11 protein-coding genes, 3 tRNA genes and 1 pseudogene are annotated in these 12,405 nt (G+C 60.6%); 7 read left to right on the top strand and 8 right to left on the bottom strand.

Going from position 1 to position 12,405, the window contains the following annotated elements; all coding sequences use genetic code 11:
• Window positions 1–496: 496 nt before the first annotated feature.
• The gene (locus ACTQ1E_RS06045) at window positions 497–1,309 is read right to left on the bottom strand and encodes a transposase (RefSeq protein WP_441565296.1); all 813 of its coding nucleotides are present in this window, start codon (window positions 1,307–1,309) and stop codon (window positions 497–499) included.
• A gap of 403 nt (window positions 1,310–1,712) precedes the next feature.
• Here ACTQ1E_RS06045 and ACTQ1E_RS06040 point away from each other — a divergent pair, with 403 nt between their 5' ends.
• From ACTQ1E_RS06040 to ACTQ1E_RS06020, 5 genes are all read left to right on the top strand, one after another.
• The gene (locus ACTQ1E_RS06040) at window positions 1,713–2,447 is read left to right on the top strand and encodes an iron-sulfur cluster assembly scaffold protein (RefSeq protein WP_006235554.1); all 735 of its coding nucleotides are present in this window, start codon (window positions 1,713–1,715) and stop codon (window positions 2,445–2,447) included.
• A gap of 18 nt (window positions 2,448–2,465) precedes the next feature.
• On the top strand, window positions 2,466–3,470 hold the full coding sequence (locus ACTQ1E_RS06035) for a GGGtGRT protein (RefSeq protein ID WP_154518278.1): 1,005 nt from the start codon (window positions 2,466–2,468) through the stop codon (window positions 3,468–3,470).
• 256 nt (window positions 3,471–3,726) lie between these two features.
• The gene (locus ACTQ1E_RS06030; RefSeq protein WP_441565294.1) at window positions 3,727–5,253 is read left to right on the top strand and encodes an FAD-dependent oxidoreductase; all 1,527 of its coding nucleotides are present in this window, start codon (window positions 3,727–3,729) and stop codon (window positions 5,251–5,253) included.
• 161 nt (window positions 5,254–5,414) lie between these two features.
• Window positions 5,415–5,558: a hypothetical protein gene (locus ACTQ1E_RS06025; RefSeq protein ID WP_441565292.1), complete on the top strand. Its 144-nt coding sequence runs from the start codon at window positions 5,415–5,417 to the stop codon at window positions 5,556–5,558.
• 66 nt (window positions 5,559–5,624) lie between these two features.
• A complete protein-coding gene (locus tag ACTQ1E_RS06020; RefSeq protein WP_441565290.1) occupies window positions 5,625–6,062 on the top strand; it encodes a hypothetical protein in 438 nt (145 codons plus the stop codon).
• A gap of 192 nt (window positions 6,063–6,254) precedes the next feature.
• On the opposite strand, the gene ACTQ1E_RS06015 is transcribed toward ACTQ1E_RS06020, so the two are convergent.
• From ACTQ1E_RS06015 to ACTQ1E_RS06005, 3 genes are all read right to left on the bottom strand, one after another.
• Window positions 6,255–6,330 (bottom strand) — tRNA-Lys (locus tag ACTQ1E_RS06015).
• Window positions 6,331–6,373: 43 nt separating this feature from the next.
• A tRNA-Lys gene (locus ACTQ1E_RS06010) sits at window positions 6,374–6,449 on the bottom strand.
• Between the two features lie 22 nt (window positions 6,450–6,471).
• Window positions 6,472–6,548, bottom strand: a tRNA-His gene (locus ACTQ1E_RS06005).
• Window positions 6,549–6,713: 165 nt separating this feature from the next.
• Here ACTQ1E_RS06005 and ACTQ1E_RS06000 point away from each other — a divergent pair.
• Window positions 6,714–7,895: a pyridoxal phosphate-dependent aminotransferase gene (locus ACTQ1E_RS06000; RefSeq protein ID WP_441560069.1), complete on the top strand. Its 1,182-nt coding sequence runs from the start codon at window positions 6,714–6,716 to the stop codon at window positions 7,893–7,895.
• Between the two features lie 140 nt (window positions 7,896–8,035).
• Window positions 8,036–8,926: an ROK family protein gene (locus ACTQ1E_RS05995; protein WP_441565288.1), complete on the top strand. Its 891-nt coding sequence runs from the start codon at window positions 8,036–8,038 to the stop codon at window positions 8,924–8,926.
• Window positions 8,927–9,039: 113 nt separating this feature from the next.
• On the opposite strand, the gene ACTQ1E_RS05990 is transcribed toward ACTQ1E_RS05995, so the two are convergent.
• The 4 genes and pseudogenes from ACTQ1E_RS05990 to ACTQ1E_RS05975 form a co-directional block, all read right to left on the bottom strand.
• On the bottom strand, window positions 9,040–9,489 hold the full coding sequence (locus ACTQ1E_RS05990; RefSeq protein WP_427794116.1) for a VanZ family protein: 450 nt from the start codon (window positions 9,487–9,489) through the stop codon (window positions 9,040–9,042).
• A 6-nt stretch (window positions 9,490–9,495) separates the two neighbouring features.
• Window positions 9,496–10,938: a hypothetical protein gene (locus ACTQ1E_RS05985; protein WP_441565286.1), complete on the bottom strand. Its 1,443-nt coding sequence runs from the start codon at window positions 10,936–10,938 to the stop codon at window positions 9,496–9,498.
• A 463-nt stretch (window positions 10,939–11,401) separates the two neighbouring features.
• On the bottom strand, window positions 11,402–12,145 hold the full coding sequence (gene istB, locus ACTQ1E_RS05980; RefSeq protein ID WP_441069484.1) for an IS21-like element helper ATPase IstB: 744 nt from the start codon (window positions 12,143–12,145) through the stop codon (window positions 11,402–11,404).
• A pseudogene (locus ACTQ1E_RS05975) lies at window positions 12,135–12,405 on the bottom strand (hypothetical protein); the annotation flags it as partial. The gene istB and the pseudogene ACTQ1E_RS05975, both read right to left, overlap by 11 nt.

Here is a 12,405-nt window from a genome sequence, read left to right as displayed (position 1 = left end):
GCGTTTTTCACAGTACCAAAGGCTTGCCACAGGGCCACGGGGCACGCCGAGCAAAGCGCCAGGCACCGTCCTACTAGGCTCCGGCTCGCCTCCTGCCTGCCGCAGACGGGTCCCATAGGGTGCGGCGTGCATTTTTGCGAGTTTTCAGCACGCCAAGCTATGTGCATACAAATCACGAGCATAAATTAGCGCCTTCGGGCGCGTATATATTGCGTTTTAGAACAGGCATTACGGTCTACGGGGACGCAAACGCGTGCTTCGGGGCGTATTGGCAGACAAATAATTGTCTCGGGGCCCGCAAGTTGCAAGGTTATAGCAGTTCCGACAGCACTACGATGCTGAAAACTCCGCTTTTTGCACGGCGTGGACGGGGGTAGGCACGGGCAAAACCGGACTGAGCTATTGTTTTATGCAAGACGGCAATCATTCTATGCATATTTAGAAGTGTAGTTAACGTCCAAGCATTTAGAATGATGGTCCCAGTGGGCAGACAGCCCTATCCCAGGCTGTCATCAGTCCGCACCGCCGTTCGAGCACGGGCACGCACAATACGAGAAGCGGTACTTTTGCTTATCCCCGTATACCGCTCAATCTGGCGCACCGTAAAACCAGCATCGTGCAAGCCAAGAATAACGATATTGCGCTGCGCCGGCGGCGCCGCTTTAACCCCCTGGAGCGCAACCCCGCATCCCTTCGCCAACTCGTCGGCAAAGGCGCGCCGCTCCAACTCCATCTCTACCAAATCGCGCATCGCCGGATCGCCGCCGTCGGGCGTCGAAAGCGAATAGGCAATAAAGGCTTTGGCAGAACCAAAAAGCTCAAGCACGCAAGAAGGATCGGAAAATACCCTCGTAGCATCTGCCTCGTCACCGTCGTAAACGCGCAGATGCTCCGCAAAGCTGCTCCAGGGATACCGCTCAATTAGGTTGATGCCCGCATCCTGCGGATCGGCGTGAACGGAGCGAACAGCCTCCATCACCTCCCGGTCGGTATCGAGCGAACAGCGCTCAAAACGTTCCCGGAACAGGCAGCCCGAACGCCCAGTACGCTTATTGAACCGACGAGCATACGTCAACAGCAGGCGTTGCATGGCTGCACTCATGTTGTCCTCATAATCCAGAAGTACCAGATCCACATGGTCGCCCATGAGGCACCACGCCACAATCGTTACCTGGGCATCGCGGCAGCAGTCGCGCATCAGCTCCAAAAACTCCCACCGGTCCTCGTCGCTCTCAAAGATCAGCTGACTGCCCATACCGCGGGCACAGACATGGTAAAAACCGGTGATCGTTTTCCAAACACGCTGCATGGCGCTCCCTTCGCCGGGACCTGCTTACCATCCAATACATCACGATTGAAACGTGCCATCAAAACATTCACGCAAAATGGCACCCGTCGACGGTAAAAGGCGGCAAACCGACGGCGAATGGCATCATAACCACAGGCTAGACACCGCAACATGGGCAAGAACCAACCAATAACTTGACCAGAACTGACCCCCTATAACGTATCGCATAACCGCAACCAAGCTTGTTAAATCGTTTCAATTGAAAGTTCCGCGTTTCTCGCTACGAAAACTGAGCCGTTCGCCGAATATTCCGTGCATTTCGCGGTATTATAGGGGCTGCATGTCATGTCCCTTTCGAAGGGTCGCCCGGCAATCACCAGCCACGACCCCCAGACGGGACGCCAACACGATAGAGAGGAGAGGCATGCAGTACTCACAGGAAGTGGAGAACATGTGCCCCGTTGCCAAGGGTGCATACCACGGCCCCGCACCCATCCCCGAGGAGGGCAAGTGGGTCCAGGCTAAGGAGATTTCCGACATCTCCGGTCTTACGCACGGTGTGGGTTGGTGCGCACCTCAGCAGGGCGCCTGCAAGCTCACGCTGAACGTCAAGGACGGCATCATCGAGGAGGCCCTCGTTGAGACCATCGGCTGCTCGGGCATGACCCACTCTGCTGCCATGGCTTCCGAGATCCTTCCCGGCAAGACCATCCTCGAGGCCCTCAACACCGACCTCGTCTGCGACGCCATCAACGTTGCTATGCGCGAGATCTTCCTGCAGATCGTTTACGGCCGCAGCCAGACCGCGTTCTCCGAGGGCGGCCTGCCCGTGGGCGCCTCCCTCGACGACCTCGGCAAGGGCCTTCGCTCTCAGGTCGGCACCATGTTCGGCACCAAGGCCAAGGGCGCTCGTTACCTCGAGCTCGCTCAGGGCTACGTCACCCGCATGGCTCTCAACGACAAGAACGAGATCATCGCGTTCGAGTTCCTGAACCTCGGCAAGTTCACCGACGCCGTCAAGGCCGGCAAGACCCCCGAGGAGGCCATCGCTGGCGCCATGGGCCACTATGGTCAGTGGGAGAACGCTGCCAAGTACATCGACCCGCGCACCGACGAGGAGACTCACTCCGTCGCCAGCGTGTTCCCGGTTCACGAGTAGAAAGGGAGGGAAATAACTATGACTGTTACGTTCGAAGGTTACGAGCGCCGCGCTGACAAGATCAACAAGTGCCTCGCCGACAACGGCATCGCCTCCCTCGAGGAAGCTCTGCAGATCTGCACCGACAAGGGCTTCAACCCGCGTGAGATCGTCAACAACACCCAGTCCATCGCCTTCCAGAACGCCGAGTGGGCCTACACCCTCGGCTGCGCTCTCGCTGTCAAGCGTGGCGCCAAGAACGCTTCTGAGGCTGCCGCCATCATCGGCGAGGGCATCCAGGCCTTCACCGTTCCCGGCTCCGTCGCCGAGGACCGCAAGGTCGGTCTGGGCCACGGCAACCTGGGCGCTATGCTGCTCTCCGACGACACCGAGTGCTTCGCCTTCCTGGCCGGCCACGAGTCCTTCGCTGCCGCTGAGGGCGCTATCGGCCTGGCTCTGAACGCCAACAAGGCTCGCAAGAAGCCGCTGCGCGTTATCCTCAACGGCCTGGGCAAGGACGCCGCCCAGATCATCGCCCGCATCAACGGCTTCACCTACGTGAAGACCCAGTTCGACTACTACACGGGCGAGCTCAAGGTCGTCGAGACCATCCCCTACTCCGATGGTCCCCGTGCTGCCGTTAACTGCTACGGCTCCGACGACGTCCGTGAGGGCGTTGCCATCATGTGGCACGAGAACGTCGACATCTCGATCACCGGTAACTCCACCAACCCCACGCGCTTCCAGCACCCCGTCGCTGGCACCTACAAGAAGGAGCGCATCGAGGCTGGCAAGAAGTACTTCTCCGTCGCCTCTGGTGGCGGCACTGGCCGTACCCTGCACCCGGACAACATGGGCGCCGGCCCTGCCTCTTACGGCATGACCGACACCATGGGCCGTATGCACTCCGACGCCCAGTTCGCCGGTTCTTCCTCCGTGCCTGCGCACGTCGATATGATGGGTCTCATCGGCATGGGCAACAACCCCATGGTCGGTGCCACTGTCGCCTGCGCTGTCGCCGTCGAGGAGGCCCTCAAGGCCTAATCGCGCCCGCGCGATGCTCATATAGTTGAGCTTCGGAGCCGCTATCCACCCGGGTAGCGGCTCTTTTTGTTTGCACTGCCGCAGGGTTGCTAATGCCGATATATCAGTTGGGACGAAATACGAGATGTGATGAGATGGAGCGTCAGAGCGTCCATAACGCCCATCTGCCATAGTTGCCCTTTACCGATTTGCCGAGTCTTTTCGGCCTCATTGCCGATCACCCATGCGACAATGCGCCGGACGAGAAAGGAATCCGATGGAATCGACTGATGTACTGGTAATTGGATCTGGCATTGCGGGCCTTTGTGCCGCCATAGAAGCGGCACGCGCGGGCGCGACCGTTGCCGTCGCAAGCGCCGGCAAGACCATGAGCGGATCGAGCTTTTTCCCGGGCACCTGGGGCCTAGGTCTCATCGGTCCCGTTAACGAAGACGACGAACAGGATCTCATCGACACCATCCAGACCGTGGGCGGCGGTGTCGCCGACCCTACGCTCGTCCAGACGTTCGTCCACGGTATTCCCCAGGCCATCCAATGGCTCGAGCAGGATCTAGGTGTTGAGCTCCAACGCCCGCAAAGCGCCGAGAGCGCCCTGCAAAAGCAATTTATCCCCTGCTTTGACCATAAGACACGCAATTGGCGCGGCCTTACCCGCAAGCCCCTTGAGGACGCGTGTGCGGCCCAGATCAAGTCTCTCGGCATTCACCTGCTCCCCCGCCACGAGCTTATCGACCTTGTTGAGGACACGACCGGAAAGATTATCGGCGCCGTACTCTACAACCAAACGGACGAGCGCATCGTGACCCTTGCAGCCAAGGCCACCATCATCGCTGCGGGCGGCACGGGTGGCCTGTTCGAGCGAAGCCTCACTTCCGCCGACGTGCTCAGCTCCTCGCAGGCCATCGCGCTGGCACACGGCGCAACGCTCACTAATATAGAGTTCATGCAGATGATGCCGGGCTTCATCGAGCCCAAGCGCAACCTTGTCTTTAACGAGAAGACCTGGCGCTACGTACATGTAGACCAGCCGGTCGATATCGCCGACGACAAGCTGGGCGATCTACTTGAGCAACGCTCCGGATATGGCCCCTTCACCTCGCGCTTGGCCTCCCGCGCCATCGATCTTTCCATCGATCAAGCGGGTGCTGAAGGTCTGGCGCTCCACTACGACTTCCCCCGCGAGGACGTCCCCGAGTTTGTGCAGACCTTTGCCACCTGGCTACAAGACGAACACGGCATCGCGCCGACCGACGAGATGCGTGTGGCGATGTATGCCCACGCCGCCAATGGCGGCATCAAAATCGACAAGACCGCGTACACGGGCGTTGAGGGCCTCTATGCCTGCGGCGAGGCGACAGGCGGCATGCACGGGGCCGATCGCATTGGTGGCCTGTCAAGCGCCAACGGCATCGTGTTTGGGCGCATCGCGGGCGCCTCGGCAGCCCAAGCAGCACAGAATGCACCTGAGGTGTTCCCAAAGGCGGATGTCGCCCTCCCCCAGTATGGCATTGCCACAACAGACGCCGAGCGCCTGACCCGCGGCCTCAAGCACACGATGAGCACCTACTGTATGATCAACCGCACCGAAGGGGGCCTATCCAAGGCACTACACGAGCTTGAGGGCTTGAAGACGGAGGCAACGACCTTGAGCACGCAGAAAGCCCAGGACAGCGAAATCGCAGCCCTCGCCCGCCTGCAATCGCAGATTCAGCTGGCACAGGAAATGGTCAAAGCCATGCGCAAGCGAACCGAAAGCCTCGGATCGCACTATCGAGCGGACTAAACTGGACACTCATCTAAAGCAGAACACAACTAATCGACATCTATGGGCCCCGTGAGCTCGAGGTGGCACGGGGTCCATTCGTGTCCGCACGGCAGCGTATCCTTATTCTGAATACAGAGCAGGCAAAGCCCGCACAGACAATAGACCAGCGGGGAGGAGATATGGACAGTCGCGATATCGAGAAGTGGCGTGTCAAACTTGATAGCTACGCCAATGTGGAAGACGGCGTTGAGTATTGGCTCGCACGCGATTTAATGGAACCCATGGGGTACACTCGATGGGAGAACTTCGCCGAAGTTGTTTAGAGGGCAAAAGTCTCGTGCGAAACAAACAAAACTCCAGTTGATTCCCATTTTCGTGATACCACGAAAATGGGAACAGCCGGTGTCGCCGCTCGCGCGGCTAAAGACTACAAACTTACTCGCTATGTATGCTATTTAATCGCACAGAACGGAGATTCAAACAAGCCAGAGATCGCGCTCGCCCAGGCATACTTTGCCGTGCAGACGCGCCGCCAAGAGCTCATAGAACAGCGCTTCGCAGAGATTCAGCGCTTGCAGGCGCGCCACTCGCTATCCGATTCAGAGAAACAGCTCTCGGGTATTGCGTTCAAACGCGGCGTGGACTCCAAAGGATTCGCGATCATCAAGTCGAAGGGCGATGAAGCGTTATTCGGCGGCAGAAGCACGGCGGAAATGAAGCAGCAGCTCGGCGTACCCAAGAGGGCAGGCTCGACTTGTAAAGCGTCTGTGCCCTTTCGGGTTCGACCCCATGCGAGGTCAACAAAAAAGACGGCCAACTTTCGCTGACCGTCTTAACATGCTTTGGTGGGCCGTCAGGGGGTCAGCCTGCTGCGCAGGCGGCCGCTGCGGCGCTTCGCGCCTTGCGCGCTGCGCTGGTAAATGCTTACGCATTTCCTCAGCTCCGCGCCCTTTCGGGTTCGACCCCATGCAAGGTCAACAAAAAAGCGACCAGCCTAAGCCAGTCGCTTTAACATGCTTTGGTGGGCCGTCAGGGGGTCGAACCCTGGACCTTGGGATTAAGAGTCCCCTGCTCTACCAACTGAGCTAACGACCCAAAGCTAAAGTCCGTAGTGGCGGACTTTAGAGGAGATATCGTGTGGTGGGCCGTCAGGGGGTCGAACCCTGGACCTTGGGATTAAGAGTCCCCTGCTCTACCAACTGAGCTAACGACCCGATATCAACACGAAGCAAGAACTGGGGTGGGTAAAGGGACTCGAACCCTCGACCTACGGGACCACAACCCGTCGCTCTAGCCAACTGAGCTACACCCACCGTGTCCTGTGCGCTTCGCGCTCGACTATTATTGCAAGGAACGCCACGCGACGCAAGCCCCAATTTTCAAGAATTTTGAAAAGAGTTTTTCGGATCCATTTCGAGCAAATCCCACCGGTTCCATAGGAGTAAACTTGCCCCACCCCGATGTTCGAAAGGACAAGCATGAAAGAACTCTCCAATCGCACGGCAACGTTTACCGATTCGGTCATCCGCCGCATGACGCGCATCTCCGATATGTACGGCGCCGTCAACCTCTCGCAGGGCTTTCCCGACTTTGATCCCCCAGCGCAGCTGCTCAAGAGCCTGAACACCATCGCCACCGATCCCAAACCGCTCTACCACCAGTACTCCATCACCTGGGGCTCCCAGGCCATGCGCGAGGCGCTTGCCGCCAAACAGGAGCACTTTATGGGCATACCGATCGACCCCAACCAGAACATCGTGGTCACTTGCGGCTCCACCGAGGCCATGATGGCTGCCATGATGACGGCCACCAACCCCGGCGACAAGGTCGTCATCTTCTCGCCGTTCTACGAGAACTACGGCGCCGACACAATCCTTTCGGGTGCCGAGCCCATCTACGTGCCGCTCAACCCGCCCACATTCGACTTTGACCGCGAGACACTCGAGGCGGCCTTCCGCGACAACGACCCCAAGGCCATCGTCCTGTGCAACCCTTCCAATCCCTGCGGCAAGGTCTTTACGCGCGATGAGCTCACCTTTATCGCCGATCTCTGCAAAAAGTACGACGCCTACTGCATCACCGACGAGGTGTACGAGCACATCGTCTACGCGCCCCACGAGCACGTCTATATGGCCACGCTGCCCGGCATGTTCGAGCGCACCATCAGCTGCAGTTCGCTATCCAAGACGTACTCCATCACCGGCTGGCGTCTGGGCTACACCATCGCCCCGGCCCAGATTACCGAGCGCATCAAGAAGGTCCACGACTTCCTCACCGTGGGTGCCGCCGCTCCCCTGCAGGAAGCCGTCGTCACCGCCCTCAACTTCGACGACAGCTATTACCAGGAGGTCCTCGATCTCTACACAGCCAAGCGCGATCTGTTCTGTCAGGGGCTCGATAGCATTGGTCTTGAGCATAACGTGCCGCAGGGCGCCTACTACGTCATGATGGACATCTCTGAGTTTGGCTATGACAGCGACCTCGACTTCTGCGAGGACCTCGCGTCTAAGGTGGGCGTGGGCGCCGTGCCCGGCTCGAGCTTCTTCCGAGAGCCCGTCAACCATCTGATTCGCCTCCACTTTGCCAAACGAGACGAGACGATTAACGCGGCGCTGGAGAACCTCAAGTCGCTACGCGATAAAATCAAGCCGCGCGGGTAAGGACGGCCCGGCAACTAAAGCACCCAAAGAAGCCCCGCACCGCACGCGCGTTGTGGGGCTTCTTTTTATAGCGCTTTCTTAATTTGTTTAAAGCGCTATACTTTAGTCACGGAGCAACTCGTCCCAGGGGGAGGAATACTATGGCAGTGCAGCAGCTTATCGGAGCGCTCGAGGCCGGCGGCACCAAGATGGTCTGCGCCACGGGCTATGCAGACGGTACGGTTCTGGAGCGTGAGCAGATCGCAACCACGACCCCGCAGGAGACCGTTGAGGCCGTCAACGCCTGGTTTGCAAACAAGGGCATCGCCGCGCTGGGCATCGGCGCCTTTGGCCCCACCGCAGTCAACCCTGCCTCGCCCCAATACGGCAAGATCTTGGAGACGCCCAAGACGGCATGGCGCTACTTTGACCTGCTGGGCACCATCCAAAACGAGCTCAATATTCCCTGTGGCTACGACACCGACGTCAACGTCGCCTGCCTGGGCGAGGTCACCTTTGGTTGCGCCCAGGGCCTCACCGACGTGGTGTATCTGACCATCGGTACCGGTGTGGGCGCCGGCGTGCTCTCGGGCGGCCAGCTCGTGCACGGCATGATGCATCCCGAGGCCGGTCACATCCTGGTCACGCGCGACCCGCGCGACACCATCGGCGAGCACAGCGGCTGTCCTTTCCACGACAACTGCCTCGAGGGCCTCATCGCCGGCCCCGGCATTAAAAAGCGCTGGGATGGCAAAAGCGCCGGAGACATGGCCGATGACCCGGAGGCCATGGACCTGCTCGCAGGCTACCTGGCACAGGCGCTCATGACCTACACGCTGTGCTATGCGCCGCAAAAGATCATCATCGGCGGCGGCGTAGCCGACCACACCCCCATCGTGCCGCTCGCCCGCAAAAAGTGCGCCGAGATGCTCAACGGCTATATCGTCACGCCCGAGGTCAATGGCATCGATACCTACATTGTCAACAACAGCCTCGAGGGTAAGCAGGGCATCATGGGCTGTCTGGCCCTTGGCGCACAGGCGCTCCAGTAAAGGGTGCACCAACGACACACGGTATTGCCGGGCTCGTATAACGCGCAGACAACGCTATCGCGTCCTGCAGGGCCCCCAAACGCACAAGGCCGTCTAGGACCAAGCCAAACGTCCTAGGCGGCCTTTTTGGTGCATACAAGCGATCGGAGGAGATATCGGAGCACGACGCCGGTAGCCGCTCCGCAGCAGTCAATCATCACGTCGGTGATCATGCCGGCGCGCCCCGGCACAAATAACTGAATCGTCTCGTCGATTGAGGGGACCAGCAGCAGAAAAACCACCGTGGGAAGCAGTCTGTCAAAAGTGCGTCGACCCTCGATATCAAAGGCATGTGTCACCAAAACACCGAGCACCATATACTCGGTAAAGTGTGCGCACTTGCGGACGACAAAGTTGGTCACCCATTCATACGGCAGGCTCAAGCTATGCAAAAACCCGCGGACGTCCTCCATGATCGCCAGGCTCAGTGAGCCGGACCCCGTGCCGGGAACCAGTGAATTGCCCCAGATCAGCAACACCATGGCGCAGGCCGCAACCGCCCACTTACGATCGATCTTAATCATGCAGAACTAGGCCTCGGCACGAAGCGGCGTAAAACTGGCGGTACCGCCCTCGATAACACTCAAATAGGCACGGCCCGTACGCTTGGCGGTAGAGGACTGCAGGCGCTCGATCTCTTCCTCAAGGATCTGATTGACGCGCTCGTGGCGACGGTTTTCCATAACGCCGGCGGCGATAGCCTCGGCGCGCTCGATACCCTCGCGCGAGATACGCGCGGTATCCTCGGGAAACACGGAGCTGTGGCGGCCAACATAGACGGGAGCAACAGACACAGGTGAGGCCGCAGGCGTGGGCATCGGTGCGGGAGCGGGCTCGGCGACCTCGGCCATGATCGCCATGGCGGCGGCCCACATGTCCTCGTGGCCCGAATAATCGGCCATGGGGATATCTTCCTCGAGGGAGGCATCGGGGAGACTGTCGGTATCCACGCGATTCTGGGCATCGATAGAGGCAGTGATGGCGGCGGGCTCGTCCAAATCGGTGAGATCCACACCCTTGGCATCGGAAATGATGGGCATGCTGGCGAGCTTGGCGTTGTACGGCACCGCCTCCGCGGCCTGCATTTGGGCCGAAGCGCCCCAAAGCGAGCTTTCGGCAGCACGACGAGCGGCGATGGTCTCCTCGTCGACAACCAGGGGCTCATCGGCAAAGGGGTCGGCGACAGGAGCCGGCTGAGCTGCGCCCTGCTGGCCGGTCGAAGCGGCCGCCGCGGCAGAGGTGTACGCAGCCGACGAAGCACCGTTATAGGCGGCATTGTTGGCAGCGTTGGCCACAAGCGCCACGAAAGCTGCAGTGCTGCCCGCAGGAGCGGCATGAGAGCCCGAGACGGCACGTGCGGCAGCAGCGATGTCGTCGCGGTTATAGGAGCCAGTCTTTTCACCGTTTGTGAGCTCGTCAATTGCGACCTGGTAGACATCGCGCGAGCGAGCGGGATCGCAGCTAACCGGCGAATCGTCGTCGAGCATGCTATCGATCATAGCCCAGGCATCGGCCTCGTCCATGGCATTGGCGGCACGGGCGATGGTCGGAACGCCATCATCGGCATGACGGCGTTGAAACGCGCCGGTCAGACCGGAGAGAAGCGAAGAGGATTGACCCTGCTCGTCCAAAGTGACAGGAGCCCGGGGAGCAGCCTCCTCCTGCTGAACGGGAATAGAGGCGGTCTTGAACTCGTTGTAGGTCCGACTAAACTGAGCGGCGCCGCCCACGGCATCGGGCTCAAACAGGCGGCCATCGTGCTCCGCACGATACTCAGAGATACCCAGCGAGGCGGCATAGATACCCACGCCGGCCACTGCGCCCACGGCAAAGGGAACAGCACCCGCGACAACCGTCTCGTTGATTGACGAAAACGGCAGTGTAGCGGCATACACGACCACGGGTGCGGCAAGGCCGATCCCGCAGGAAAGTCCGGCAAGGACTGCTCGTTGTGTTGCATCAGAAGAAGCCATGAGCTCTCCCCATCTTCCAGCACCCAAATCGCATCATTCAGTTGGCTGCGCGAGAGAAGATGAAGCGGGGCTATGCCCCAAAGCAACGGTATAAGGTTCGTTTCATCTGCGTTTTCCGTCGCGAAGCTTATCTGCTATTATGCGAAACCCCCTTGGGGATTGCAAGCGACGAAGCGGAATTGAAACGGCCTTGATTATCAACTTTATCCGAACACCTCCCACATTCATCCGTACATGTGCGGATGAATGTGGGAACCCGATACACTGAGGGCCGGATCGGCCGGCCCCGGGAGATCGGAGGACGGCATGTCCGGAAAGAAGAAAAGTGGCTCCGCAAGGGCGGTCCCGAGGGCCTACGGAAGGCTCACGAGGCACGAGTGTGTTTCGTCAAGAGGATTTGAGCAAAAAGATCATCGGAAATTGAGCAGCCTGAGCATCGGAAGCGCGCACGCTTTTTGAGCGGCTAGCCCTCCTGCATGAGGGCATGGCGGACGCGGTAGGACTCGCCGCGGAACTGGACGAGCCTCCCGTGGTGGACGATGCGGTCGATCACGGCGGCGGCCATCTGGTCGTCCCCGAACACCGACCCCCACCTGCTGAACTCCAGGTTCGTGGTGATTACCACCGACTGCCTCTCGTATGCGTCGGCGAAGACCTGGAAGAGCAGCCTCGCCCCGTCCGAGTCGAGCGGGAGAAACCCGAGCTCGTCGATGACGAGCAGACGGGCCTTGCCGATGAGCGCGGCCTCCCGGTCGAGCCTCCCGTCGTCGCGGGCGCGCCTCAGGCGCATCACGAGCGAGGACGCCGTGAAGAAGCGCGCCTCGAGCCTCCTCTCGCACGCCAGCGCGCAGAGGGCCGACGCCATGTGCGTCTTGCCGGTGCCGACGTCGCCCATGAGCACGAGGTCCTCCCTGCGCTCGACGAAGTCGAGCGCGAGCAGCGACTCGCGCCCCATGCCCTCCGGCCACGACACGGCCGACCAGTCGTAGCCGTCGAAGGTCTTGGGCGCCGGCAGCGCGCAGCGCCTGAGCAGCGTCGCGCGCTTCGAGGCCTCGCGGCTGGACCTCTCCGCCTCGAGGTAGCCCGCCAGGTACTCCACCTGTTTCGGGGTGCCGAGCCTCGACCACTCCTCCAGGACGGCGGTGGTGAGCGAGCACGACCGCCCGGCCTCCACGACCCTGCGGGCCAGCTCCTCGCTAGCGGCCATCGGCGACCGCCCCCTTCAGGAACCCGTCGTAGACCGACAGGTCGGCCCCGCCGGCCCCGCCGCCGCCTCCCGCGATGCGCCTCGCCAGCACGTCGACCGTGGCGTCGTCGGGGACGCGGCCGCCCTCGACGACCCTGAGCGCCGCCTCGCATGCCGCCTCGAAGCCCGAGGACTCGCTCGCCCGGCCGATCGACCTGAGCGTGCGCCTCCTGCCGGCGGAGTCCATCCGGTCGATCCCCTCGACGAGCCCCGGCGGCATG

This window comes from Collinsella sp. LCP21S3_C7, assembly GCF_052118485.1.
Taxonomy (GTDB): domain Bacteria; phylum Actinomycetota; class Coriobacteriia; order Coriobacteriales; family Coriobacteriaceae; genus Collinsella.
The sequence above is the reverse complement of the archived record's forward strand: the minus strand, read 5'-3'. Positions and strand labels throughout refer to the sequence as shown.